Here is a 24,619-nt window from a genome sequence, read left to right as displayed (position 1 = left end):
ACCTCCATGGCAGTCAACCGCAGGCACTTCATGACCACGGCCGCGGCCGTCGGCGGCGCCGTGCTCCTGGCCCCGCCCGGGACCGCCGAAGCCCTCACCGGCCCGACGCTCACCGGGAGCGGAACCGGGATCCCCGACTACCGGCCCACCATGGCATCCCTCGACACCCACCCGGTGCCGCGCTGGTACAAGGACGCCAAGTTCGGCATCTTCGTGCACTGGGGCGTCTACTCGGTGATCGGCGGCGGGACGCCGAGAAGCGCCTCCGAGTGGTACCTGTGGTACCAGAGCTTCAAGGACAGTGCCGAGTGGAAGTACCACCGCGACACCTACGGCGAGGACGTCACCTACGACGACTTCATACCTCAGTTCAGGGCCGAGAAGTACGATCCCGACTCCTGGGTGCGGCTGTTCGAGCAGGCGGGCGCCGAGTACTTCGCGCTGACCAGCAAGCACCACGACGGATTCGCCCTCTACCCGAGCAAGGTGACGAACCGTCACTCGGTCGCGTACGGCCCGAAGCGGGACCTCGTCGGCGAGCTGATGGCCGCCGCCCGCCGGCGTGGCACTGTGCGGCCGGGTCTGTACTACTCGCTCGGCGAGTACTTCAACCCGGCGATCGGGCGCCCGATGCGTAACTTCTACACCGACGAGGAGATCCCGCTGACCGGCTACAAGCCTGTCCAGGACTACGTCGGTGACTACGAACTCAAGCAGCTGTACGAGATCATCGACCGCTACGACCCGGAGCTGCTGTGGGCGGACGGTCAGTGGTTCCGGCCCGACGGCAACCCGCCGTGGCGCAGCGAGGAACCCATGGCCCACTACTACAACCAGGCCAAGAACCGCAGGCACCCCAAGGGTGTGGTGATCAACGACCGGTTCGACACCCACTTCGACTTCGCCACGTACGAGCAGCGCGCCAACCCCACGATGGACCCGCAGAAGTGGGAGTGCTGCATGACGATGGGTTACTCCTGGGGCTACAACAGGCACGAGCCGGACGAGGACTACAAGACCTCCGAGTTCCTGGTCCGGCTGCTCGCCGACGTGGTCAGCAAGAACGGCAACCTGCTGCTGAACATCGGTCCGAGGCCGGACGGCACGATTCCCGAGATCATGCAGGAGCGGCTGCGGGACATCGGCGCCTGGCTGAAGGTCAACGGCCCCGCGGTCTACGGCTCGACGCCCTGGGTACGGGCCGAGGAGGAGGGCAGCGCGCTCGGCATCCGCTACACCGTCTCCCCGGGCAAGTTCAACGTCATCGTGCTGGGTGCGCCCAGCGGCACCCTCTCGATACCGGGTGACATCCCGATCAGCGCCACTTCGCGCATCAGGCTGCTGGGCGGGAGCGGCAGCCTGAGGTGGACGCGCCGGGACGGAAGGATCCACATCACCGTCCCGCCGTCGCTCCCCAGCGAGATCGCCAACGTCTTCACCGTCGACTGGGACCGGTGAGCCGCGTGGGAACCCGCGACACCACCGCGTACGACACCCTGGGACCCACCCTCACCGTGACCACGGAGCCCGCCGAGCCGACCAGCGGCGCCACGGTGACCGCCACCGCCGTCCTCACCAACGACTGCCCCTTCCCGCTCCGCAACGTCGTGCTCCATCTGGTCGACCCGGGTGCCACCTCGGCGGCGAAGACCATCCCGCTCGGCGATCTGCGGCGCGGTGCGAAGGTCACCCGGCGGTGGGAGACGAGGATGCCGGCCGACGTGGCCGGGGACGTGGCGTTCACCGCGCACGCGGTCTTCGACGTCGGCGAGCGCGGCAGCGACTGCGCGCGGGCCGCCAAGACGTTCTCGGTGCCCTACGAACCGAATGCGGTGCGGGACCCGTATCGGACGTACGCCACCACCGACGACGCCGAATTCGGCCAGTACGGCGGCCAGTTGGTGATCTGGGCGGGCGGCCGGGACCTGTCCGGCGGCACCGACGAGAAGGGGGTCGTCCTCCTCCCCGGCGTCGTCACCGAGGCGGGCGTGGTGCAGGTCAAGGCGGTGAGCCTCACCGGCACCGACAACCCCACCGCGAAGTACGGCATCGCCGTCGCCAACGACCTGACGGCGCCCGGGAAGGGCGGCTACGCCGTGCTGACCATGTCGCTGCGGTTCGGCCTGGAGTTCATGACCGACAGCGACGGCGACGGCCGCCTCGACACGTGGGCCGGCGGCGGCGGTTCGACGCACCCGACCTGGCTGCGGCTGGTGCGCTCCGGCACCACGTACACGGCGTACAGCACCACCAACCTGCTGTCCTGGACCGAGGTCGCGAGTGTGACCGTGCCGTCGGCGAGCGGGGCCATGGACGCCGGTGTGGTCGCCAGCGCGGTCAACACCAACTATCCCGGGACGACCGTGCGCGCGGTCTTCGACCGTTTCTCCGTGGAGGAAGCGTGAGCCCCTACCGCCCCGAGGAGGACTTCCTCGCACCTCCTGTGTCGCTCTCCTACGAGCCCGCCGCCCCCGAACCCGGTCAGGCGGTGACCCTGACCGCCGAGCTCACCAACACCACCCGGATCGCGCTGCGCGGCACGGTGCTGTACTTCTCCGCCGACGGCGCCGGACAGGCGTCCTCCCTCGGCAAGTTGGCCCCCGGCAGGTCGGTGACCCGTACCTGGCGGACCCGGCTCTCCGAGGGCACCGAGGGTGTGGTCCCGTTGGTCGCGCACGCCCTTTTCGACGTGCACGAGGACGGGTCGGACTGCACCCGCGCGACCGCGCTGCTGCAACTCCCGTACCGCTCCCTGGACGGTGCATTCGACAACGCCGGGACCTCCTCCGACGACGCCACCACCACCGCCGACATCGACGGTTCGCGCTCCAGCCTGTCCGCCGAGGCGCTCGCCTCGGCCGGGCTCACCCCGGGGGCCTCGGTCAGCTACGACGGAGCCACCTTCACCTGGCCGGACACCGGGCCGGGAGCCAAGGACAACGTGGTGTCGTTCGGGCAGCGCGTGCGGCTGTCCGGCACCGGCAGTCGGCTGGCCTTTCTCGGTACCAGCACCTGGGGTGCGGGCGCGGGCCCCGGGAAAGTCGTGTACGCGGACGGCACCGAGCAGGACTTCTCCGTCGACGTGCCCGACTGGTACGGGGCATACGCCTCCGCCGCGGTGGTGCTGCCGTACCGCAACACCCCCTCCGGGCGGGACGACAACCCCGTCAGCCTCTTCGCCTTCGGCGTCGACCTGGCGGACAGGGAGTTGCGCTCCGTCGTGCTGCCGAAGGTCGGCGACGGCGTGGGCAGCGGTGGCCCAGCCCTGCACATCTTCGCGATGACCGTCGCCTGACACGGACCGCGGTGCGGCCGGGCCGGCCTGAGCTCCAGAGATCCGCCAAAGCCTTGAGAGGACCCTTCATGACAGGCAATCACCCCCTCAGTCGCCGACGTCTGCTCGCCGGAGGGGCCGCGTTCGGCGGTGTGGTGCTGTTGGCCCCGCCGCAGAGCGTCCAGGCGGCCCCGGCAGCAGCGGGCGGGGTGGCGAAGCCGTTCAGCGCTGCTCCGGCGGCTCTCGCGCTGCGCCGGCTGCTCCCCGATCACCACCGGCAGATCACACTGCGCACGCTGGCCGACGGCGCCGCCGACCGGTTCCGGGTCACCGGCCGGGCCGGGGCGATCGTCGTGGAGGGCACCAGCCCGGCGGTGCTGCTGACCGGCGTCAACACGTATCTCGCGCGCGTGGCGCAGGCCGACATCTCCTGGAACGGCGCACAGCTGGACCTGCCCAGGCTGCTGCCCGCCCCGCACAGGGAGATCACCGGGTCGGCGAACGTGCCGCACCGGTTCGCCCTCAACGACACCAACGACGGCTACACCGGCCCCTACCGCGACTGGGACGCGTGGGAACGGGAACTGGACGTCCTCGCACTGCACGGCATCAACGAGGTCCTCGTCTACACCGGCGGTGACGCGGTCTACTACGACACCTTCCGCCGGTTCGGCTACTCGGACGCGGAGTTGAGGGCGTGGATCCCGGCCCCGGCCCATCAGCCGTGGTGGCTGCTGCAGAACATGTCGGGGTTCGGCGGCCCGGTGTCCCGGCGGCTCATCGAGAAGCGCGCCGACCTCGCCGCGAAGATCACCGAACGTGTGCGGGAACTGGGCATGACCCCGGTGCTGCCCGGCTACTTCGGCACCGTGCCCGACGAGTTCGTGGCGAGGAACGGCGGTGACGCGGCGGTCGTACCCCAGGGCGACTGGGGCGCCTTCAAGCGACCCGACTGGCTCGATCCGCGGACGACCGCGTTCGGCGAGGTCGCCGCCGCCTTCTACCAGGCCCAGTCGGAACGCTTCGGCGACAGCACGATGTACAAGATGGACCTGCTGCACGAGGGCGGCAACCCCGGTGACGTGCCCGTGGGACGGGCCGCGCAGGCCGTGGAGGCGGCGCTGCGCAAGGCCCACCCCGGCGCCGTCTGGGCGATCCTCGGCTGGCAGAACAACCCCAGCGGGGAGATCCTCGACGCCGTCGACAAGTCCCGCATGTTCGTCGTCGACGGCCTGTCGGACCGCTACACCACGGTCACCGACCGGGAGAGCGACTGGGGCGGCACACCGTACGCGTTCGGCAGCATCTGGAACTTCGGCGGCCACACCCCGATGGGGGCCAACGCCCCGGACTGGGTGGAGCAGTACCCGAAGTGGCGGGACAAGGAGGACAGCGCCCTGGCCGGCATCGCCGCGATGCCGGAGGCCGCCGACAACAACCACGCCGCGCTGGCCCTCCTCACCGACCTGGCCTGGACACCCGGCACGATCGACCTCGACGACTGGTTCGCCTCGTACGCCGTGTCCCGGTACGGCGCCGAGGACCCGCACGCCCTCGCGGCCTGGAAGATCATCGGCGACACGGCGTACGGCATGTCCCGCGCCGACGGCTGGAGCGAGGCGCCCGACGGCCTGTTCGGGGCCCGCCCCAGCCTGGGCGCGAACAAGGCGGCGGCCTGGGGGCCGGAGGCGGACCGCTACGACACCACCGCGTTCGACCTGGCGCTGACGGAACTGCTCCAGGTGGCGCCCGCGCTGCGCGGCAACTCGGCGTACCGCTACGACCTGGCCGATGTGGCCCGGCAGGTGCTGTCCAACCGCAGCCGGATGCTGCTGCCGCAGATCAGGGCCGCCTACGACACGGCCGACCGCGTCCGCTTCGACGAGCTCACCGGCGTGTGGCTCGACTGGATGAGGCTCATGGACAAGGTGCTGGCCACCAGCGGGCAGCACCTGCTCGGGAGATGGCTGGCCGACGCCCGGTCCTGGGGCGCCACGAGAGGCGAGAAGGACCAACTGGAGTACGACGCACGGTCGATCATCACCACCTGGGGCGGCCGGGCCAGCAGTGAGGAAGGGCTGCACGACTACGCCAACCGGGAGTGGTCCGGGCTGGTCGGCGGCCTCTATCTGACCCGCTGGACGCTGTACTTCCGGGAACTGTCCCGCGCCCTGCGGCAGAACCGCCCGCCGAAGACGGTCGACTGGTTCACGCTGGAGGACGACTGGGCGCACCGGCACGACAGTCACCCGACGAAGACCAGCGGCGACGTGCACAAGTTGGCACGGCGGGTGCACAACATGCTGGCCGCCGACACCCACCAGGTCACGCTGACCGCGTCCTCCCCCAGGGGTGCGGTGGTGGAGGGCGGTGCGGTCACGGTCACGGTGGCGTTCACCAACCGCAACGGGTTCGCCCCGGCGACCGGGGTGAAGCTGGCCGTCGAGGCGCCGGAAGGGCTGACCACCCGGCCGGTCGGCGCGGTGACCGCCGCCTCGGTCGGGCCGGGCGAGACGTTCTCGGCGGCCTTCGAGATCACCCTCACCGGTTCCGTCGACGCTCTGGTGACCCGCGTCCGGGCCACCGCCTCGTACGGCAGCGGCGCCTCGAAGGGATCTGCGGGCTCGGCGGGTACGCCCCGGGGTTCGGCCTCGGCGTCGGTGCGGCTCATGGCCGGCACGGGGGTGCGCGACCCGTACCGGACCGCGAACTTCAACGACGCCGTCTTCGGCCAGTCGGGCGCCGCGCTGGCCATCGAGGGCGCGGGCGCCGACCTGTGGGCCGACACCAACCAGTTCGGCGCCGTCCACCGCGCGGGCGCCTTCGGGACCGCCTCGACGGCCACGGTGAAGGTCGCCTCGCAGGACAGCACCGGCGGGTGGGCCCGCGCCGGGCTCATCGTCCGTAACGACCTGTCCGCCGACGGCACCCCCGGGTACGTCAACCTGGCCGTGACGCCGTCCAACGGGTGCGTGCTCTCCTGGGACTCCGGCCAGGACGGGACGTTCGACTCGATCAGGCTGGCCGGCTCCTTCGCCGCACCGGTGTTCCTGCGCCTGACCCGCGCCGGCTCCGCCTACACGGGCGAGGCCAGCACCGACGGCACGACCTGGACCACCGTCGGCACGGCCACACCGGGCGGCGCGGCCGCCACCCAGGACGTGGGGGTCTTCATGACGGCGGCGAACGGCTGGACCAGCACCCGTGGGATCGCGGAGTTCAGGGACTTCACGGTGTCCTGACCCCCGGCCCGGGCTCGGGTGCGCAGCGCGTCACCTCGGGCCCGGTGTCGTCCCCCTTCCGAAACGCCACCGGTTCAGGCTGAGGAACGGCGGGTTCGGGGAGGGCGCGGAACAGGAGCCAGCTCAGTGACCGCGACGGCCCATCTGCGCGGCTGGTCGTCCGCCAGTGCCTTCATCGACGTCTTCCGTCGCGCCTTCGGCCATACACCAGGCACTCCCCCGGGCACCTGCCGGACCGCTCGGCCGGCCTTCCTGAGCTTGAGGATGCCGGGGCGTCCGAATCCGCGGCGATCAACCGCCGGGCCCGGCCGTCGCCGAGCATCAGCTGCGTTGCCGCCTACGGGCAGGAGGCAGGGGTACCGGCCTGACGCCCTCCGCGACGGTGTTGCTGATGGTGCCGATGCCCTCGACCGTCATGGTGACGGTGTCTCCGGGGGTGAGGGGCGGTGGCTCCAGGACGCCGGTGCGGCCCCAGAGTTCGGCCAGACAGCCGCCGTTGCCGCAGGTGCCCGAGCCCAGGACGTCGCCGGGGCGGATCCAGGTGCCGCGGGAGGCGTAGGCGGCCATCTCCTCGAACGTCCACGCCATGCCGGTCAGTCGGTCCTGCCCGACGGTCTCGCGGTTGACCTCGACGGTCAGGGCGAGGTCCAGGAAGCCGTCCGCGTCGCGGTGGGGTTCGAGTTCGTCGGGGGTGACGAGCCAGGGGCCGAGGGTGGTGGCGGTGTCCTTGCCCTTGGCCGGGCCGAGTTTGACCTTCATCTCGCGGCCCTGGAGGTCGCGGGCGGACCAGTCGTTGAGGATCGTGTAGCCGATGATGTGCTCGCGTGCCTGCTCGGGGGTGAGGTCCCGGCCTGCCTTGCCGATGACCGCGGCCACTTCGAGTTCGAAGTCGAAGCGACGGCAGCCGGGCGGCACCGGCACATCGTCGTGGGCGCCGATCATCGCGTACGGGTTGGTGAAGTAGAACGCGGGCGCGGCGTACCACTCCTCGGGGACCGTGTCGCCGTACCCCTTCGCGACGCCCGCGACATGGCTCTCGAAGGTCATGTAGTCACGGACGGACGGTGGCTCCAGCGGCGGCAGCAGCCGGATGCCGGCCAGGGGCGCGGGCAGGGAACCGGTGAGGGCGCGTCGTCCCGCCTCGCGCAACGACGCCTCCCCTTCCACCACGAGATCGAGCAGCTCAACCGGGTGTTCGAAGGGGTGAACCAGGTCGGCCGCGACGATCCCGGACTGCCGTTTCCCGTCGTGGACGAAGGTCGCGAACTTCACGCCGCACTCTCCCGCGCCTCGACCGGCCTGGTGGATTCGGGCCTGAGGCCGACGAAGACGGCGGCGATCACGGCGGCCACCGCACACGCGGCGGCGGTGAGCAGCAGGCCGGCGTTGTAGCCGTGGGCCAGGGCGTCCGAGGTGAGCGGGGCGAGTTTGGCGCTGAGCGGGCCGAGGTCGGCGGTGTGCAGGGCGAGCGGGCCGCCCGCGTCCAGGACGGCGTCGGCGATGCCGTGCTCCTTGGGGGTGAGGCCTGCGTCGGCGAGGCTGCCGGTGAGCTGCCCGGCCGCCATGCCGAGGGCGACGGCGCCGACGACGGCCGGGCCGAGGGTCTGGCCCAGGTCGCGGACCAGGCTGGTGGTGGCGCCGGCCATGCCGGTGAGGCCTGGCGGGACGACGTTGACGGCGGCGGCGGTGATGGCGGCGACGACCAGACCGAAGCCGACCCCGTTGAGGACCAGTGGTCCGAGCAGCGGCAGCAGGCCGGTCTCGTGGACCGGGACCGCCCGCAGCCACAGCTGGGCGGCTGCCAGCGAGACGAAGCCGGTGACGAGCATGGGGCCGGGGCCGACGCGGTGCAGCAGGCGGACCAGCAGCGGCCAGATGAACGGTGTGATGCCCTGGACGACCAGGAAGGGCACCGCCACCTGGAGTGGGCTCTGGTGCTGGATGACGCCGAGGCGGATGCTCAGGTCGTAGGCGCCGCCGAGGAAGCCGAACATGCCGATCACCGCGAGAGCGGCGGAGGCGGCGAAGGCCGGGATGCGGAAGAGCTCCAGTCGCAGCATCGGGGCGGTACCGCGGTTCTCCACCGCGATGAACGCGGCGAGGAACACGACGAAGGCGACGAAGGACAGGACGACCGGCGCCGAGCTCCAGCCGTCGGCGGGGCCCTGGATGATGCCGTACAGCAGCGTGAGCAGGGCGAGGGCGATGGTGATCTGGCCCGGCCAGTCCAGCGAGCGCCCCTGGGGAGCACTGGACTCGGCCGCCAGCCGCCACGCCACCACGCCGATGACGACGGCGATCACTCCGGTCACGCCGAACGCCCACTGGAAGGAGGCGTGTTCGACGACGACGCCGGACAGGAGCGGGGCTATGAGCGCTCCGAGAGACAGGGCCGTGGTCCACGAGGCCAGTCCCTTGGCCCGGGCGGCCGGTGTGGTGGTGACGGCGGTGATCATCGCCAGCGAGGCGGGGAAGAGCGCGGCCGCTCCGATGCCGGAGACGGCCTGGCCGGTGATCAGTTGGGCCGCGGAGTCGGAGGTGGCGGACACCAGGTAGCCGACGGCGGACAGCATCGACGCGCCCACCACCAGCTTCTTACGGCCGTACAGATCGCCCACGACCCCGAAGGTCAGGGCGAGGACGGCGGCGGGCACCAGGAACGCGTCGCTGATCCAGGTCAGTTCAGCCCCGGACGCCTGGAGGGTGCGCTGCATGACGCCGTTGATCGCGGCGGGCAGCACGAGCCCGATCTGTGCCAGGCAGACGGCCAGGCAACTGGCGATGATCGTGGCGGTGTGCCGGGCCGGCGTGGGCGTCGCGGCATCCGCTGTGGCGGTCGGTGGGTCGTAGGCAGGGGTGGCGACCATGACTTCTCCTTTGAAGGTCGGCGCAGACACATACCGGTGGCCGGGGGTTGACGGGTGTGCGGGAACGTCAGACGTCGGGGCACAGCTCGGCCATGCAGCCGAACAGTCCGGGGCCGTCGAGCGGGGGCAGCTCGGGATCGAGTTCCCGGTAGACGGTGTGCACGTTGACGGCGAGGCGCTCGCTCTCGCCCAGGTCCGCGAAGCGGCCGAGAGGGATGTCGCGCGCCGCGTCCATGAACGGCATGCCGGCGGTGAACCGGGCGGTGGCCTGTTCGTGGACGAATTCGAGGTAGTCGCGGATCTCGCGGACCGTCTGCCTGGTGGTGACCGGGCCGTGGCCGGGCACGACGGTGTCGGCGTCAAGGCCGAGCAGCAGGTCGCAGGCGGCGAGCCAGCGGGCGAAGGGTCCGTGCCAGACGATCGGGGTGGCCCGGGCGAAGACGATGTCGCCGGTGTAGACGGTCCGGGCCTGCGGCACGTGGACGACCGTGTCCCCCGTGCTGTGCGCGGGGCCCACGTCGAAGAGGCGGACCTCCGTGCCGCCGACGTCCAGGACCGTCTCACCGTCGAACACCCGGCTGGGCAGTACGGGTTCGATGCCGGTGTGGTCGAAGCGGCCGAAGATCCTGCCGGCGAACCGTCCGGCGGGAGTCGCCATGCCGGTCAGCGCGCGCATCTCGGCCGGACCCACCTGCCGCATGTCCGCCAACGACCCGCGGGCCGCGATGATCTCCGCCTGGGCCACGAGCTGGTTGCCGAACCAGTGATCGCCGTTGCCATGGGTGTTGACCACGGTGGAGATCGGCGCGGTGCCGGTCAGCGGCGCCAGTCCGTCGAGCATGTCCTGGGTCAGCCGCAGGTCGTAGAGGGTGTCGACGAGCAGTGACTCGCCGCGGCCGGTGATCAGCCCGGCATTGCTCATACCCCATCCGGCGGCGCCCGCGATCCAGGCATGACAGCCGTTGCCGAGCCCGATACGACCGGTGAGGGAGGTAGCGGAAGCCATGGTGCCTCCTGTCGTGTCCCGCAGTCCAATATCGTGAGACTCACGTCCATCAGTGGACTTGAGTCCACTGATGGAGAGGAATCTAGAGAGATGTGGCGGCAGGGGTCAAGAGTCATGCGGCGTTGTGTTGTACTGGGCGCCATGAAGATCGGGGACACGGCGGCAGCCGCCACCGAGGGCGGTGCCACTGTCGGACGCCAGGAGCGCAGGCGGCGCAAACTGCACGACCAGCTGTACGAGACGGCTGTCGGCCTCTTCGTCGCCCAGGGTTTCGAGTCGACGACCATGGAACAGATCGCCGAGGCCGCCGACGTCGCCCGCGCAACCGTCTTCAACCACTTCGCGCAGAAGATCGGCTTCCTCGAGGAATGGGGCGCCCGCCGCCGGGCCCGCGTCGCCGACATCCTCGGCGCGCAGCACGCGGAGACCCTGCCGGTCGGCGACCGCCTGCGGCGGTATCTCAAGGAGATGGCCGACCTCAACGTGGCCTCTCGCGCGGAGACCGCCGTCCTGATGGAGGCCTCGGCGCGCTACGGCCGCCTCCTCCAGGACCCGTCACTGGAGGTCGAACTCGCCCGGATCGTCGAGGAAGGGCTGCGGCGCGGGGAGATCAGGACGGACATCGACAAGGACCAGGCCGGAGTGCTGCTCGCCGCGTCCTACTTCTCGACGATCCTGCGCTGGACCCGCGAGGAACCGGCCCCCTTCGACCTCCACCGGCGCCTCGACAGCGCGCTCGACATCATCCTGCGGGGGCTCGTCGCCGACCGGGCGGACGACGCGGTGTCGACGAACACCTGAGGTGTGCGCCGACACCCCCCGGGCCCGGTACCCGCACCACACCGTGATGGACGGCCCCTCACTCAGGCCATGGGTGCCGTCGGCCGCGGTGTGGCCTGAACCGGGGTTCCGGCGGCGGTCAGGAGACCGGCTGCACCGGCGCCGGCGGCGCGGGCGAGGACGGGCCGGCGTCCGGTGTCAGGTCCCCGCCCGCGGCTGCGGCATTCGCGGTGCCCGCAGTGCCGCAGTGCCGCAGTGCCGCAGTCACGGCTTGCCGGGCTTCACCTTCCTGTCGACGCCGTTCACCCGCACGGTGACCTCGCGTCGGCTGCTCGCCCGGTCGGCCACGATCCGGTAGGACGTGACCTTGCCGTTCCGCCACTCACAGCTGACCTCGTAGCCGCCTCGGGCGCGGAGTCCCGTGAACGAACCGCTGGGCCTCCAGTCGTCCGGCAGGGCGGGCAGCAGATGGAGGACGCCGTTGTGGCTCTGCAGGAGCATCTCCGCCACAGCGCCCGTGATGCCGAAGTTTCCGTCCATCTGGAAGGGCGGGTGGTTGCAGAACAGGTTGGGCAGCGTGTTGTAGGTCAGCAGTCCGCGCAGCATGACCTGGGCGCGCTGCCCGTCACCGAGACGGGCGAAGAGGGCCGCCCGCCAGGGCCAGGTCCATGAGCGGCGGCTGTCGCCGGAGACCGTCGCGGCCGTGAACGGGACGCCTTCCTTCTCGCCGCACCGCGCTTTCAGCGAGACGAGGGCGGCGGCCGCCAGGTCGGGCGTGTCCGGGGTGATCTGACGGCCCGGATAGACCGCGAAGAGGTGCGAGGTGTGGCGGTGGATGTCGGTGGGGCTGTCGATGTCCTCCTGCCACTCCTGCAACTGACCCCACTTGCCGATCCTGTTCGGTGCGAGGCGCGACTGCAGGTCCGTGACCTTGGCCCGGTAGGCGGGGTCGGAGTCGAGTACCGCCTCGCAGTCGAGGTAGTTCTGGAACAGGTCCCAGATGATCTGCTGGTCGTACATGACGCCGTCCTCGCGCGGCCCGTGCTCGGGGGACCAGCCGTTCGGCGCGACGAGGAGTCCGTCCTCGCGCTCCTTGAGATGGCCCTCCCAGAACTCGCAGATCTCCTTGATCATCGGATGGGCGACCGTACGGAGGTAGACCTTGTCCTGGGTGAACGCCCAGTGTTCGTAGAGGTGTTGCGCGTACCAGGCGCTCGCTGTGGTGTTCCACTCCCACGCGTTGCCGCCGAAGATGCTCTGACTGGTACGGGCGGTCCAGCCGCGCGAGTCCTCGCCGAAGGCGTTGCGGGTGGCCACACGGCTGGGTACGGCAACCTGCCTGATGAACTCGACGAGCGCCTCGTGACACTCCGGCAGGTTCGTCGTCTCGGCCCCCCAGTAGTTCATCTGGATGTTGATGTTGGTGTGGTAGTCGGAGGCCCAGGCAGGCGCGTTGCTGTCGTTCCACAGTCCCTGGAGGTTGGCCGGCAGGCCGTTCGGGCGGGAGGAACTGATCAGCAGGTAGCGGCCGTAGTCGAACATCGTCTGCTCGAGAGTCGGGTCCTGGCCGCCCGCCGCGTAGCGCGCCAGCCGGGCCTGGGTCGGCAGGGAGACGACAGCCGTGTCGGAGGTGCCCCAGCGGACGGAGACGCGGTTCATGAGGGCGCGGGTCGCGGCGGTGTGTTCGGCACGCAGCTTGTCGTAGGACCGGGCGGCCGCCTTGGCGAGCGCTCTGCCGATGGCCGGTTCCGGATCGGCTCCGCGCCAGCCGGCCGCGGCGTCGAGCCTGTAGTCGGTGCGGGCGTCGAGCAGCAGGGTGAGGGTCCTGCAGCCGCTGAACCGGAGTACCGATCCGTCAGTGCTGAAGGCGCCGTCGGCGTGCGCGACGCGGATGGTGCACGCGTGCTTGAGGCCGTTTCCCATGACCCCGCGGAAGGCGATCAGCCGAGCGTCGGCGTCGACCGTCGTCGGGGCGCCCTCCTGTCCGGACGTCAGGGAGATCGCTCCGGAGAGGCCCTGGTCGCTGTCGGACGTGTACCGGAACACCATGACGTCCGCGGACCGGCTGGCGAAGGCCTCGCGCAGGACGCGGTGCCTCGGTGCGCCGAAGCGGGTGACATGGACTCCTTCGACGAAGTCCAGGGCGCGCTGGTAGTCGACGAACGTGCGCTGCGTGCGCGTGTCGAACGCCCCGCCCTCCAGGGTGACTTCCGCGATCTGGAAGCCGGTGCACGACTCGCCGGGCGTGAACGTGAGGCGGTAGGTGCGGTACTCCGCGCTGTTGGTGATCCGGAAGGTCCGGGTCTCGCCGCGCCCGGCGAAGGGCGCGCCGGGGTTCTGGGTGTCGAGGGTCACCCAGGCCTGCCCGTCCTGCGACGCCTCGAGTGCCCATCGCCGGGGGTCGTCCTGCGGACGGTCCGGGGCCGCCGTCAGCGCGTACGAGGTGACGGCCACCGCGCGCGGGAGGTCGGCCTGCCAGACGACCGTCGGCGCGGCGGCGTCCACCCGCCAGACCGTGGCCGGGTCCCGGTCCACCGAACACGAGATGTCCATGGCCCGGGACCCGCCCCCCGCACCGGATCCGACGGAGTGGCCGCTCGGCGACGACAGGTACGTCGAAGCGCCCCCCAGGTCGACGCCTACCAGGCCCATCTCGCTCACCTGGAAGTGGCTGACCCCCGGCTTGGGGACGAAGTCGAACCGGTAGAAGCGGTAGGACCCGGCCTGTTCACAGGTGAACTCCTTCGTCTGGAAACGGCTCTCGAAGGGGGCTGTCAAGGTGCGGCTGTCCAGCGTGGTCCAGGTGGCGCCGTCGGCGGAGCCGGAGAACGTCCACTCCTGCGGGTCGCGTTGCGGTACGTCGTTGGCACTCGTCAGTCGGTACGACGCGACCTCGACGGGGTCGGGCAGCTCGACCTGCCATCGCACCGTCGAACCGGGCCCCTCGACGCACCACTTATCCCGAACCGTCAAATGCTCCTGATCCGCATGGTGCGGAGCGACTTGTGACGGTCACGCACCCGTTCCATCCGTGGCACGGCCGGTCGTACGCGTTCGTCGTGCGGCGCAAGAACTGGGGCGAGGACCGCGTGTACTTCCGCGACGAGGCGGGAGAGGTGCTGTCCGCGCCGACGGCGTGGACCGATGCGGGCGGCGAGGACCCCTTCGTCGTCCTCGCGGCGGGCCGCAGCCCGTTCCGCACCGAGGATCTTCTTGCCCTGTCCGACCTGATCGACCATCTCGACGGCCGCGGTGCGAGTGCCCAGGAGATGACGCCGTGACTGCCTTGGGATTCACGCCGCAGTGGTGGGGGCGTGTCCGGCGCACGGTGAGCGAGACAGCGCACGCCATACCAACTGGCCTGCACAGATACGTGATCCGGTGCCTCTGTGCGCTCTTGGCTGTGGTCGGCCGCGACGCAATTCTTGAGGCAGCAGGCGAGCAAGGGAGGCGGCATGGCCGGCAACGCGACGAGCGATCCGAAAGAGGACGCGCTGAGGGCGACGCGGACGCTGAACCCGCGGCCGGAGGCCGTGGTCGATGTGGTGTTCACCGCCTCGCCGTTCTGCGATCCGCGGGATCTGGTGCAGGTGAAGTACGAGATGGTGCGCCGGGTGCGGGTGGACAAGGTGCCTGCGGCCCGGGCGGTGCGGGAGTTCGGGTTCTCCCGGCAGGTCTACTACGACGCCGTGGCCGCACTCGACGCGGGCGGTCCGGCCGCGCTGGTGCCGGGCAAGCCCGGCCCGAAGGGGCCGCGCAAACTCACCGACGAAGTGATGGAGTACGTCGAAACACGGCTGGCCGCCGAGCCGTCTCTGCGCTCGGGGGACCTGGCCGTCGCCGTCGCCGGCGAGTACGGCCTGAGTGTCCACCCGCGCTCCATCGAGCGGGCCCTGGCCCGACGCGCGGCCGCACGCACTCAGGAGTCCTCCAAAAGCTGCAGCTGACAGCCCTGCGACTACGGGACCCGCGGACGCCGCAGCGGCCACAGCCCGTTATGAGGAACTGCGGACCGCGGCGGCCGACGGCACGGGCGGCGGCTGGCGGCTGGGCTGGGGCGTGCTCGTCGGCAAGGGCATGGCCGCCTGGGCCGCGGCCTGGCGGTCCCTGCCCGAGCCTCGGGGCCGACCCGGCCACGAGAGGCAGGCGCCGGCCGGCTTGGCCCGCGACGGCGACGAACTCGTCCGGGTCCTGGCCGCGATGGCCCTGGCACATCTCCACCCGCCCGAAGAACGCACGCAACGAACGACACGAGAAGCACGAGGAGCGGACGGCATCCATGGACGCGACGGCCGCGGCGGGCAAGGTGACCCGCGAACATCTGCAGCGTGACGCCTACCTCTATATCCGGCAGTCCACCCTCAAACAGGTAATCAACAACACCGAGTCCACCCAGCGGCAGTACGCCCTGCGGGGCCGGGCCGTCGCGCTGGGCTGGGAACATTCCCAGATCGTCGTGATCGACACTGACCAGGGACAGTCCGGCGCTTCCGCCGAGGGCCGGGACGGCTTTCAGCGGCTGGTCGCCGAGGTCGGCATGGGACACGCCGGGATCGTCCTCGGCCTGGAAGTGTCCCGCCTCGCCCGCAACAACACCGACTGGCACCGGTTGCTGGAGATCTGCGCGCTGGCCGGCACGCTGATCCTGGACGAAGACGGCCTCTATGACCCCGGGAACTTCAACGACAGGTTGCTCCTCGGCCTCAAGGGGACCATGTCAGAAGCGGAGTTGCACCTGCTCAAGGCCCGCCTTCGAGGCGGAGTACTGTCCAAAGCGAGGCGCGGAGAGCTGGTCCAGCCGCTGCCCGTTGGCCTCGTCTATGACCACGCCGAGCGGGTGGTGCTGGACCCGGACGCCTCCATCCAGCAGGCCATCCGGCATCTGCTGGCCACGTTCGCCGCGACCGGCTCCGCCTATGCCGTCGTCAAGACGTTCGCCGACGAGGGCCTGAAGTTCCCCCGCCGGATCCGCACCGGCCCGAACAAGGACGAGCTGACCTGGGGCATCCTGCAGCACCACCGGGTCCTGCAGATCCTGCACAACCCGCGCTATGCCGGCGCGTTCTTCTACGGACGCCGACATCAACGCCGCGGTCCGGGCGGCAAGACCATCAGCCACGTCCTGCCGCGCGAGGAGTGGACGGTGCTGATCACCGATGCCCATCCGGGCTACCTGACCTGGCCGGAGTTCGAGGCCAACCAGACCCGGCTCGCGGAACTCGCCGCCGCCCACGGCACCGACCGCAAAGCCTCCCCACCGCGGGAAGGCACCGCGCTGCTGCAGGGCATGGTCTCCTGCGGCAAGTGCGGCCGCCGGATGACCGTGCGCTACCAGCACTACAAAGGCACCGGAAAACCGATCTACCTCTGCCAGTTCGAAGGGATCCGCAACGCGGCCCCGATCTGCCAGACCATGGTCGGCGACCAGATCGACGCCGCCGTCGGCGAGCTGCTGCTGACCACCCTCACCCCGCTCACCCTCGAAGTCGCCCTGCGGGTGAGTGATGAGCTGGCCGCCCGCGCCGAGGAAGCCGACCGGCTCCGCGCATCCTGCGTCGAACGCGCCCGCTACCGCGCCGACCTCGCCAGGCGCCGCTACCTGGCCGTCGATCCCGCCAACCGGCTGGTCGCCGACACACTCGAAGCCGACTGGAACGACGCCTTACGCGAACTCGCCGATGCCACCGACGAGTACGAGCACGCGAAGAACACCGCCATTGGCCCGCTCTCGCCCGAGACCCGCGCAAAGATCACCGCGCTGGCCGCCGACTTCCCCCGGCTCTGGAACGACCCGGCCACCCCGATGCGGGAACGCAAGCGCATGCTCCGGCTCCTGGTCACCGACGTCACCCTCACCAAGACCGACCACATCACCGTCGGTGTCGTCCTGCGCGGCGGCCAGAGCCACCAGCTCACCCTGCCCCGCCCGCTGACCGCCTGGGAACTTCGCCAGACCGACCCCACTGTCGTCACAGCCCTCGACGAACTCCTCGAAGAGCACACCGACGCCCAGAGCGCCGACATCCTCAACGAGCGCGGCCTGCCCAGCGGCATGGGCCGACCCTTCACCCGCGGCATGATCGTCCACCTGCGCAACGCCTACCAGCTACGCAGCCACCGCCAACGCCTGCTCGACGCCGGGATGCTGACCGTCTCCGAACTCGCCCGCCACCTCGGCGTCCACTTCCAGACCGTCAAGCACTGGCGCCGCGACGGCATCATCACCGGCGTCCTGGCCAACGACAAGGGCGAGTACCTCTACCCCCTGCCCGGCCCCAACCTGGTCCGGCCCGTCATCGGCCGGCCACGCCGACACGTCCTGGACCCCGAACACTCCGCAACGACCCGATGAGGTGCAGTGTGATGACACAGGTTTGGTGTTCGCGTCACCGTCGTGCGTCTTGTCGACACCTTCCGACGGCGAGGTACGGTACGGCCCGCCGGGGGCCGTCACCTTCGCCTTCGCGCGGGCCGCGAAGGTGACGAGGACATCACCGAAGTTCCGGTAGGAGCCGAAGCCGGTCATGCCGGTGTCGAAGTCGCTGTCCGGCCTGCCCGCAAGGGCGTTGTCGTAGTTGTTGACCCCGCCCCACAGACTCTGCTCGTTGAACTGGATGCGCTCCTGGTCCGGGTCGGCGAAGAGCATGGCGCCGAGCCGGCCGTTACCTATCGGCAGGGCCTGGGACTGCCAGTCCAGGGCAGGGACGGGATAGTTCAGCGCCGTCCGCGACAGGGTCGGCCACCGGACGGACGCCGACGTGGTGGAGTCGGCGGCGACGGCCTGTCCCGCGGGGGCTCCGCCGGCCAGCTGAGTGACCAGCGGAGTGAGGGCGAAGGCACCGCCGAGCTTGAGGACGCTTCGCCTCTGCGGTGGGGACGCATGGGTCACGGCAAGATCTCCCGGCCATTGGTGTTCTGACGGAGGGTAGGTACGGCCCTCGTCGAAATCTCCGAGGACATGCCATCTTTGCGGGGCGATAGATGGGATGTCTAGAGGGGAGATGACCTCAGACGCGCAGAGTCCTTGCGCTGTCAGCGGGTCATGGTGAACCAAAAGGCACAATACATCGGATGTCAGTGGTCAGTAACTGGTCCGCGCGTTCCCATCGGTCGGCGAAGGCAGCGCGTGTGGACGCAGGACCATGAGCGAGTCTTCCGAGGTCGCCACCATGGCGAAGGAGAACCGGTCGATCTCGAGACAGAGTGCGACGTCGTCAGGGTGGGCTCCTTGCCGCAGCCCCGCCGCCAGTTGGGCGGCGGCGCGCGACTCGGCTGCGCGGCGGAGGAAGTCAGCGGCGTCCGTCTCGGCCTCGGTGGCCCGCCGGGCGATGTACTGGGCGCACGCCAGGTCTTCCTCGGCCCGCCCGTCCTCGCCGGTGACCACGAACGTGACGCCGTCACCGCCGTGGGCCCGCAGGAGCCGAGCCGTCGCCTCCGCCACCGCGAAGCCGGCGCACAGCACCAGCGACGCCTCTCGCACCGCCAGGGCGCCGACCGTCCCCGCGGTGGTCTTCTGCACGACGGTCCGTCCGCCGAGGTCGGCATACCGCAGCAGACCGGGCGAGTTGACCATGTCGAACCCCGGGGCGGGCGGCCCGTCCTTGAGCGCCAACCAGTCCGGGTGACGAGCCTTGAGCGCCAGGGCCTCTTCCAGCGACTCGGCGAGAACGATCTTCTGCGCGCCTTGGGCGAAGACCCAGGCGGCCACGGTGAACGCGCGCATGACGTCGACGACGACCGCCACGGACGGAGTTTCGACCAGATCGGTGATGCCAAGGAAACGGGCGTCCATTCCGACCATGGTTGCGCATGCCCGGCCCGAAGCGCATGACGAGTGACGCGCGTCACAGCGGCGGTTCAGGGGGTGCGCCCCTTCGCGGAAGTTTCCGGCTACGGGGCCGCCTCACGGAACAGAGCCAGGAGAGTTCGGGCCGGCGCGGCGTCCGCGTCGAAGAACTGCGTGGACAGCGCGGGTGGCACAGCCGTGCCGTGCGTCCGGACCTCGTGGCACCTGAAGCAGAACGCCGCCTCGAACAACACCAGGTCGAGGCTGTCCTCGTATGCCCGGATGCCCCAGCCCGGCGAGAAGCCGCAGCGGTGCTGTTGGCTGCCGGGCAGGGTCTCGATCAAGGCCAGGGCCTCGGCAGCCTCGTTCCCGACCCAATGGGCGACGACCTTGCCGGTGAACGGCGTGTCTGACCTGATCGGGACGCCGGACATCCTTACGACCTCGATCAGCACGGTGGCCGCGACGGCCCGGGCGGGAAGGTGCATGACCGCAGTCTGCCCTCCGGGTCCAGCAGCGCCGACGGCAGGTCAGGAGCCCATCAGTGGCAGGCCTTCGGGAGGAGACGGCGTAGCGGGGCGTGGGCCGGTGGGCTTGCCGCCGGGGCCGCCTCGGACGTTGGCGTCCGCCATGAGGATGCCGCTGAGGGCTCGCAGTACCGCGCAGCCCCGGGGGCCTCGCAAGGTCGCGGCGTCCGGGGTCGGTCGGTATGCGCCGTAGAGGCGGTCGGCGGTGCCGTCCGGCTGCGGTATCCGGGGGGCGGCGAGGTCGCAGGGCGGATCGCCCGCGCAGAGGTCGCCGAAGTCGATCACGCCACAGAGGGCGCCGTCCGGGGTGAGCACGTTGGCCGGATGCGGGTCGCCGTGGAGCCACAGTGCCGGACCCGTCCAGTGGGGTGCGGCGGCGTCTTCCCGGACCGCGGGGACGGCGTCCGGGTCGGGGATCAGCCCCGGCTCGGTGGCCGCGGCGAGTTGCCCGGCGAATCCCTCGGCATGATCGGTCGGCGGCCCCCCGCGGTCACGACCGGCGGGCGCACCGGTGGGAGCCGGCCGGTGAGGAGCCGTCAGAGAAGCGGCCACGGTGTCCGCCACCTGCGTGACGGGGGCGCGGTCGGCGGGCTCGTCCGGCACCCAGGTCGTGGCGATCCAGTGCCCCGCGACCCCCGCCCGTCGGGCACAGCCCCGAAGGTCACCCTCCGCTGGTCCGGGAGTGGTCCGGCGCCGGGGCCGACGGCCCCCTGTTGTCGGGGGAAACTCGGCCCACTCGGGTCCGAGTCCCGCCGTCCGGAGGGTTACCTGCGAGGAAGCGAGGGGTTGATGACCGGGAGCTTCTGCACCGTGCCCGCCACGTAGAAGTCCGTCGGGGCCGTGCGCAGCTGGAACGTGCCGTCGTAGCCCCGGACGCGCACGGACATCACGAAGAAGCCGTCGTCCTCAGTGGTCGTCTGCACGCGGGACTCGTTCTCCCAGTAGGTCTGCGGGAAGACCTCTGTGCCCCCGCGCTCGATCCCCTGGGGAAGGGCCACCTTGCCCTGGATGGTGAGGATGTCGCCCTTCTTCACCTTCTTCTTGTTGACCTTGTACGTGACGGAGGCGGCCTTGGCCTCGGTGGTCACGAGGGTGCGCGCGAAGTAGCCGTCCTGCGGGGTGTTGCCGTTGCCGTCCTCGTCGTAGTACGCCGTGATCTCCACCTTGTGCTGGACGTTGAGCAGGCTGCTGCCGGTCACGTGGTCGATGTCGACGCGGGGGATGGTGAACCTGCCCTTGGCGTCGGTGACCGGCGTGCCCAGGTCGCGCGGCTCGTAGTAGGTGGGGTCGATCGGGTCGCCCCACGGATTCCAGGTGGTGAAGCGGACGACCTCCTGGATGGTGACGGGGATGTTGGGCGCCGGGGTGCCGTCGGCCTTGGTGACGGTACCGGTGACGTCGACGCGGCGATGGGCGTAGTCGGTGCTGGTCGGGTTGGTGCTCACCTTCAGCGCGTAGGCGCGGGCGGGAGCGTCGTCGGAGGGCTTCGCAGACGCGGTGGATGTGGACAGGGTGCCTGCCGTGAGCAGGAGCGCGGCGGTGATGACAAGCCGCGTGGACAAGGACTTCCCGGCCACGGTTCAACTCCGGGTTCGGTCGGGACGAGTGGAGTCGCGCCGGGCGGCACCGGTTCCGCCGCGGCGTGGTTGTGCGACACATTGGGTTCGACCGGCGGAGCGGGGCGGTAGTTGTACCTGTGCGGCCTCTGTTACACGGCAGAGGCGGTTCCGGTCGAGTGCCGGGTCACCTCAAGGTCGGCTCCAGGCAGCCATCTTGCCCTCGGCAGGCAGGAGTTCAGGACGTCGGGGGAGCCTGTCGTGCCGCCGACGCCCATGGGGACGGCGTCGCGGCTACGGCAGGGAGTCGAGCCGGTGGTGTGGCGTGGCGTGGTGTACATACGTCGCACCGACGGCCCGCGCGCGTTGTCGGGGCCCGACCCGCTCGACGTACGACGCCGAAGTGGTCGTAGACGCCCGTCCGGCTGCTCATGCCCTCCTGAGCAGCGGCAGAAGGCGCGGATGCCCGCTACTCGGCGGGCCCGCGCAGGCGCAGGTGGGCGACGATCTGCTTGCCGGTGTCCAGGAGGACGGTGTGCAGTTGGTCGCACAGACGGGTGACCAGCTGCAGGCCGTGCCCGCCGACGCTGCGGACGTCGTATGCGCGCAGTTCGGGTGGGCGTGGGGAGTTGTCGCGCACGGTGATGCGCAGCAGTGCGGCGTCGGGCGTCACCTCCAAGGCCAGGCCGCCCGGACCCGGGGCGTGGCGCAGGGCGTTGGTGACCAGCTCACTGACGACCAGCTGGGCGTCCTGGCTGGGCCGGTGGTCAGGGGGGTGGCCGGCATCGGCCAGCAGCGCGCGCACGGCCGCTCGGGCGTCGGCGATCGATGCGTCTGTCGTGTCCCAGGCGGCGCTGTATCGCAGGGCTGCGGGTTCCCGTTCATCCGATGCCCGGTTTTTAGTCGGGGTGACCATAGAACTCTTCCCGTGGATCGTTTCTTCTTCGTCTCGGCTTGTTGTTTGTCTTTTGTCGCGTGATTTCGCCTACCCCCTGTCGTCTCGTTCATGGGGGAGCAGGTGCGGGACCTGGGAGACTTGCCGAATGGATATCAGCCGCAGGAACAACGTCAACGTCATCGGCAACCCGCAGGGGCCCACGGTGGTGCTGGCTCACGGATTCGGCTGTGACCAGAACATGTGGCGGCTCACGGTCCCCGCTCTCGTCGAGGACTACCGAGTGGTGCTGTTCGACTACGTGGGTTCCGGCCGCGCCGAGCCGTCCGCCTTCTCGCCCCTTCGTTACGCCTCTCTCGACGGCTACGCCCAGGACGTGGTCGAGATCTGTCAGTCGCTGGACCTGCATGACGCGACGTTCGTGGGGCACTCGGTCAGCGCGATGATCGGAGTACTGGCCGTCGGCCTGGCTCCGGAGCGCATCGGAGCGCTGGTGATGGTCGCTCCGTCACCGCGTTACATCGACGACGAGGGCTACCGGGGCGGATTCAGTGCGGAGGACATCGACGAGTTGCTGGGGTCACTGGAGTCGAACTATCTGGGCTGGTCGGAGGCGATGGCGCCGATGATCATGGGAAACGCGGAGCGGCCCGAACTCGGCGACGAGCTGAAGAACAGTTTCTGCGCCACCGACCCGGCGATGGCACGCGTCTTCGCGAGAACCACGTTCCTGTCGGACTCGCGCAACGACCTGAAGAGCGTGAGCGTGCCGACGCTGGTGCTGGAATGCACCCAGGACGCCATCGCTCCCCGGGAGGTCGGCACCTTCGTCCACCAGGCGATCGCCGGCTCGTCCCTGGTCACCCTCGATGCCACCGGGCACTGCCCTCACCTGTCCGCGCCCGAGGCCACCAACGAGGCGATCACCACGTTCCTGGCAGGCCTACGGTGATGTGCCGCACCGGACAGCAGACCGGCGCGGGTGACACCGGCGACGGGAAGACATCGGACGCGGTCTTCGCCGCCCTGCTGGAGGACAGTGCCGAGGAACTGTACGAGAACGCGCCCTGCGGATACCTGTCCACGCTGATGGACGGCACCATAGCGAAGATCAACAACACCCTGCTGGGCTGGCTCGGCCTGGAGCGGGAAGCGGTGGTGGGTCGGACGCGGTTCACCGACCTGCTGACCGTGGGCGGAAAGCTGTACCACGAAACGCACTTCGCACCGCTGCTGCGCATGCAGGGCCGGATCGGCGGCATCGCCCTGGAGATGAGACAGACCGGCGGCACCCGATTGCCCGTGCTGGTCTCCTCCGCGGTCAAGCTCGGCTCCACCGGCGAGGCACTGCTGATCCGCACCACCGTCTTCGACGCCCGGGACCGCCGCGCCTACGAGGAGGAACTCCTGCGCGGCCGGAAGGTGGCCGAAGAAGCGCACAGGCAGGCCGAGGCCGACCGCGCCCGTCTCCAGGAAGCCCTCGCCGTCCTCCAGCAGTCCCTGCTGCCCGACACTCTGGCGCCGGTACCCGGGATGGAGACGGCCGCCCACTACCACACGGCCTCCCCCGACCGGCTCGGCGGCGACTTCTACGACGTCTTCCCCGTCGACGGCAAACGTTTCGCCTTCTTCCTCGGCGACGTGTGCGGCAAGGGCCCCCAGGCCGCCGCGATCACCTCGCTGACCCGCTACACCCTGCGGGCCGCGGCGCTGCACGACTCCGACCCGGTCGCCGCGTTGTCGACGCTGAACAGGGTGCTCCACGAGCGTTACACCGGCAACGGCGACCCGCGCTACTGCACCGCCGTCTTCGGCGTGCTCGAACCCGACCCCGCGACCGGTCAGGTCGCCGTCCGGCTCGCCTCGGGCGGCCATCCCCCGGCCCTCGTCCTGCGCGCCGGCGGCACGGCCGACTATCTGCCCACCCCCGGCGGTCTCCTCATCGGCATCGTCCCCGACGCGCCCTTCGTCACCGCCACCACCGTCCTCTCCCCCGGCGACACCCTCCTGCTCTACACCGACGGCCTCACCGAAGCCCGCACCGGCAAGGACCGCACCGCTCTGTTCGGGGACCAGGCCCTCCTCGCCTTCGCCGCCGACCACGCCGGCACGCCCCCGAAAGCCGTCGTCCAGGCACTGATCGGCCTTCTCCACAGCTTCGCCGAAGGTCTCGACGACGACACCGCCCTGCTCGCCCTCGGCGTCCCCGCCACCGGCCCGCGCACCGCGAGCCCATGATGGGCGGCCCGCTGAAGGTCACCACCCGAGACGCTCCCGCCGGCCCCGTGCTGGAGATCGCCGGCACGCTCGACTACGCCAGCACACCCGGACTACGAGAGCTGCTCACCACGCTCGCCCTCCAGCCGGGCCAGCGCCTCGTGATAAATCTCGCCGGCATGGAATTCTGCGACTCGAGCGGACTCACCACCCTGATCGCGGCCCGCAATCACGCCCGCGCCGCCCATTCGGACATCGCCCTGGCCGCGGTCCCCCCGCACATACTGCGCGTGCTGCGCATCGTGGGCCTCGATCAGATATTTCCGATCCACCCCGACAGCGGCTCCACCGCTCGGTCCTGATTCCAGAGGAGTCCGGCCGGGAACCGCCATCTCCGCTGCCGCCGCACGGTCACATGGGTCCGCCCGGAACATTTCCGGTCGCGCTCCTCTCCCCGGACAGGTGATGG

The 24,619-nt window shown here is 70.4% G+C and carries 20 protein-coding genes and 2 pseudogenes; 12 read left to right on the top strand and 10 right to left on the bottom strand.

Going from position 1 to position 24,619, the window contains the following annotated elements:
• Positions 1–6: 6 nt before the first annotated feature.
• The 5 genes and pseudogenes from STRTUCAR8_RS05290 to STRTUCAR8_RS53890 all read left to right on the top strand — a co-directional run.
• The gene (locus tag STRTUCAR8_RS05290) at positions 7–1,458 is read left to right on the top strand and encodes an alpha-L-fucosidase (RefSeq protein WP_006374423.1); all 1,452 of its coding nucleotides are present in this window, start codon (positions 7–9) and stop codon (positions 1,456–1,458) included.
• Complete coding sequence (locus STRTUCAR8_RS05285; protein WP_234372599.1) at positions 1,455–2,405, top strand: hypothetical protein; 951 nt, start codon at positions 1,455–1,457, stop codon at positions 2,403–2,405. Before STRTUCAR8_RS05290 ends, STRTUCAR8_RS05285 begins: the two co-directional genes overlap by 4 nt.
• Positions 2,402–3,295 (top strand): hypothetical protein, encoded by an 894-nt coding sequence (locus tag STRTUCAR8_RS05280; protein ID WP_006374400.1) that lies wholly within the window; start codon positions 2,402–2,404, stop codon positions 3,293–3,295. The genes STRTUCAR8_RS05285 and STRTUCAR8_RS05280 overlap by 4 nt, the downstream gene beginning before the upstream one ends.
• Before the next feature lie 68 nt (positions 3,296–3,363).
• Positions 3,364–6,516 (top strand): alpha-N-acetylglucosaminidase TIM-barrel domain-containing protein, encoded by a 3,153-nt coding sequence (locus STRTUCAR8_RS05275; protein ID WP_006374422.1) that lies wholly within the window; start codon positions 3,364–3,366, stop codon positions 6,514–6,516.
• Between the two features lie 126 nt (positions 6,517–6,642).
• Positions 6,643–6,738: pseudogene (locus STRTUCAR8_RS53890) on the top strand (AraC family transcriptional regulator); the annotation flags it as partial.
• 99 nt (positions 6,739–6,837) lie between these two features.
• Here the strand turns inward: STRTUCAR8_RS53890 and STRTUCAR8_RS05270 are convergent.
• From STRTUCAR8_RS05270 to STRTUCAR8_RS05260, 3 genes are all read right to left on the bottom strand, one after another.
• A complete protein-coding gene (locus STRTUCAR8_RS05270) occupies positions 6,838–7,788 on the bottom strand; it encodes a fumarylacetoacetate hydrolase family protein (protein ID WP_006374420.1) in 951 nt (316 codons plus the stop codon).
• Entirely contained in the window at positions 7,785–9,383 is a 1,599-nt protein-coding gene (locus STRTUCAR8_RS05265) for an MFS transporter (RefSeq protein WP_006374412.1), read from the bottom strand. The genes STRTUCAR8_RS05270 and STRTUCAR8_RS05265 overlap by 4 nt, the downstream gene beginning before the upstream one ends.
• A 67-nt stretch (positions 9,384–9,450) precedes the next feature.
• Positions 9,451–10,389 carry an MBL fold metallo-hydrolase gene (locus STRTUCAR8_RS05260; protein WP_006374413.1) on the bottom strand — a complete coding sequence of 313 codons (939 nt, stop codon included), beginning with the start codon at positions 10,387–10,389 and terminating at the stop codon, positions 9,451–9,453.
• 141 nt (positions 10,390–10,530) lie between these two features.
• Between STRTUCAR8_RS05260 and STRTUCAR8_RS05255 the strand changes: the two genes are divergently transcribed.
• A complete protein-coding gene (locus tag STRTUCAR8_RS05255; RefSeq protein WP_044471657.1) occupies positions 10,531–11,190 on the top strand; it encodes a TetR/AcrR family transcriptional regulator in 660 nt (219 codons plus the stop codon).
• A gap of 243 nt (positions 11,191–11,433) precedes the next feature.
• Here the strand turns inward: STRTUCAR8_RS05255 and STRTUCAR8_RS05250 are convergent, their stop codons facing one another.
• Positions 11,434–14,142 carry a glycosyl hydrolase family 95 catalytic domain-containing protein gene (locus STRTUCAR8_RS05250; RefSeq protein ID WP_006374408.1) on the bottom strand — a complete coding sequence of 903 codons (2,709 nt, stop codon included), beginning with the start codon at positions 14,140–14,142 and terminating at the stop codon, positions 11,434–11,436.
• 32 nt (positions 14,143–14,174) lie between these two features.
• On the opposite strand from STRTUCAR8_RS05250, the gene STRTUCAR8_RS05245 reads away from it, so the two are divergent.
• The 3 genes from STRTUCAR8_RS05245 to STRTUCAR8_RS05235 all read left to right on the top strand — a co-directional run bounded on the left by STRTUCAR8_RS05245 (position 14,175) and on the right by STRTUCAR8_RS05235 (position 17,521).
• Positions 14,175–14,450 carry a DUF5372 family protein gene (locus STRTUCAR8_RS05245; RefSeq protein WP_006374419.1) on the top strand — a complete coding sequence of 92 codons (276 nt, stop codon included), beginning with the start codon at positions 14,175–14,177 and terminating at the stop codon, positions 14,448–14,450.
• Positions 14,451–14,624: 174 nt separating this feature from the next.
• Positions 14,625–15,116 (top strand): helix-turn-helix domain-containing protein, encoded by a 492-nt coding sequence (locus STRTUCAR8_RS05240; RefSeq protein ID WP_006374402.1) that lies wholly within the window; start codon positions 14,625–14,627, stop codon positions 15,114–15,116.
• Between the two features lie 332 nt (positions 15,117–15,448).
• On the top strand, positions 15,449–17,521 hold the full coding sequence (locus STRTUCAR8_RS05235) for a recombinase family protein (RefSeq protein WP_006374406.1): 2,073 nt from the start codon (positions 15,449–15,451) through the stop codon (positions 17,519–17,521).
• Positions 17,522–17,749: 228 nt separating this feature from the next.
• On the opposite strand, the pseudogene STRTUCAR8_RS53885 reads toward STRTUCAR8_RS05235, so the two are convergent.
• The 6 genes and pseudogenes from STRTUCAR8_RS53885 to STRTUCAR8_RS05210 all read right to left on the bottom strand — a co-directional run.
• Positions 17,750–18,058: pseudogene (locus tag STRTUCAR8_RS53885) on the bottom strand (glycoside hydrolase N-terminal domain-containing protein); the annotation flags it as partial.
• A 192-nt stretch (positions 18,059–18,250) separates the two neighbouring features.
• Positions 18,251–18,961: a 2-phosphosulfolactate phosphatase gene (locus tag STRTUCAR8_RS05230; protein ID WP_044471656.1), complete on the bottom strand. Its 711-nt coding sequence runs from the start codon at positions 18,959–18,961 to the stop codon at positions 18,251–18,253.
• Between the two features lie 98 nt (positions 18,962–19,059).
• On the bottom strand, positions 19,060–19,443 hold the full coding sequence (locus STRTUCAR8_RS05225; RefSeq protein WP_006374410.1) for a hypothetical protein: 384 nt from the start codon (positions 19,441–19,443) through the stop codon (positions 19,060–19,062).
• A gap of 42 nt (positions 19,444–19,485) precedes the next feature.
• Positions 19,486–20,085 (bottom strand): phosphotransferase, encoded by a 600-nt coding sequence (locus STRTUCAR8_RS05220; protein ID WP_006374416.1) that lies wholly within the window; start codon positions 20,083–20,085, stop codon positions 19,486–19,488.
• Between the two features lie 161 nt (positions 20,086–20,246).
• Positions 20,247–21,059, bottom strand: coding sequence for a transthyretin-like family protein (locus STRTUCAR8_RS05215; protein WP_006374411.1), 813 nt, complete (start codon positions 21,057–21,059; stop codon positions 20,247–20,249).
• 448 nt (positions 21,060–21,507) lie between these two features.
• Positions 21,508–21,954 carry an ATP-binding protein gene (locus STRTUCAR8_RS05210; RefSeq protein ID WP_006374425.1) on the bottom strand — a complete coding sequence of 149 codons (447 nt, stop codon included), beginning with the start codon at positions 21,952–21,954 and terminating at the stop codon, positions 21,508–21,510.
• A gap of 127 nt (positions 21,955–22,081) precedes the next feature.
• Between STRTUCAR8_RS05210 and STRTUCAR8_RS05205 the strand changes: the two genes are divergently transcribed.
• From STRTUCAR8_RS05205 to STRTUCAR8_RS05195, 3 genes are read left to right on the top strand one after another with little or no spacing between them, the layout of a single operon-like run.
• A complete protein-coding gene (locus tag STRTUCAR8_RS05205) occupies positions 22,082–22,885 on the top strand; it encodes an alpha/beta fold hydrolase (RefSeq protein WP_006374401.1) in 804 nt (267 codons plus the stop codon).
• On the top strand, positions 22,885–24,171 hold the full coding sequence (locus STRTUCAR8_RS05200) for a PP2C family protein-serine/threonine phosphatase (protein ID WP_044471655.1): 1,287 nt from the start codon (positions 22,885–22,887) through the stop codon (positions 24,169–24,171). Before STRTUCAR8_RS05205 ends, STRTUCAR8_RS05200 begins: the two co-directional genes overlap by 1 nt.
• Positions 24,168–24,512: an STAS domain-containing protein gene (locus STRTUCAR8_RS05195; RefSeq protein WP_006374415.1), complete on the top strand. Its 345-nt coding sequence runs from the start codon at positions 24,168–24,170 to the stop codon at positions 24,510–24,512. Before STRTUCAR8_RS05200 ends, STRTUCAR8_RS05195 begins: the two co-directional genes overlap by 4 nt.
• Positions 24,513–24,619 lie beyond the last annotated feature (107 nt).

The sequence above is a fragment of the Streptomyces turgidiscabies Car8 genome, from assembly GCF_000331005.1.
Taxonomy (GTDB): domain Bacteria; phylum Actinomycetota; class Actinomycetes; order Streptomycetales; family Streptomycetaceae; genus Streptomyces; species Streptomyces turgidiscabies.
This window is presented reverse-complemented; position numbering and strand designations above follow the sequence as displayed.

Excerpts from the sequence above, each read along its gene's own strand:
- STRTUCAR8_RS05210 (WP_006374425.1), bottom strand. The coding sequence starts at position 21,954 with ATGGTCACCCCGACTAAAAACCGGGCATCGGATGAACGGGAACCCGCA.
- STRTUCAR8_RS05240 (WP_006374402.1), top strand. The coding sequence starts at position 14,625 with ATGGCCGGCAACGCGACGAGCGATCCGAAAGAGGACGCGCTGAGGGCG.
- STRTUCAR8_RS05235 (WP_006374406.1), top strand. The coding sequence starts at position 15,449 with ATGGACGCGACGGCCGCGGCGGGCAAGGTGACCCGCGAACATCTGCAG.
- STRTUCAR8_RS05225 (WP_006374410.1), bottom strand. The coding sequence starts at position 19,443 with ATGCACCTTCCCGCCCGGGCCGTCGCGGCCACCGTGCTGATCGAGGTC.
- STRTUCAR8_RS05275 (WP_006374422.1), top strand. The coding sequence starts at position 3,364 with ATGACAGGCAATCACCCCCTCAGTCGCCGACGTCTGCTCGCCGGAGGG.
- STRTUCAR8_RS05265 (WP_006374412.1), bottom strand. The coding sequence starts at position 9,383 with ATGGTCGCCACCCCTGCCTACGACCCACCGACCGCCACAGCGGATGCC.
- STRTUCAR8_RS05195 (WP_006374415.1), top strand. The coding sequence starts at position 24,168 with ATGATGGGCGGCCCGCTGAAGGTCACCACCCGAGACGCTCCCGCCGGC.
- STRTUCAR8_RS05230 (WP_044471656.1), bottom strand. The coding sequence starts at position 18,961 with ATGGACGCCCGTTTCCTTGGCATCACCGATCTGGTCGAAACTCCGTCC.
- STRTUCAR8_RS05205 (WP_006374401.1), top strand. The coding sequence starts at position 22,082 with ATGGATATCAGCCGCAGGAACAACGTCAACGTCATCGGCAACCCGCAG.
- STRTUCAR8_RS05290 (WP_006374423.1), top strand. The coding sequence starts at position 7 with ATGGCAGTCAACCGCAGGCACTTCATGACCACGGCCGCGGCCGTCGGC.
- STRTUCAR8_RS05260 (WP_006374413.1), bottom strand. The coding sequence starts at position 10,389 with ATGGCTTCCGCTACCTCCCTCACCGGTCGTATCGGGCTCGGCAACGGC.
- STRTUCAR8_RS05255 (WP_044471657.1), top strand. The coding sequence starts at position 10,531 with ATGAAGATCGGGGACACGGCGGCAGCCGCCACCGAGGGCGGTGCCACT.
- STRTUCAR8_RS05200 (WP_044471655.1), top strand. The coding sequence starts at position 22,885 with ATGTGCCGCACCGGACAGCAGACCGGCGCGGGTGACACCGGCGACGGG.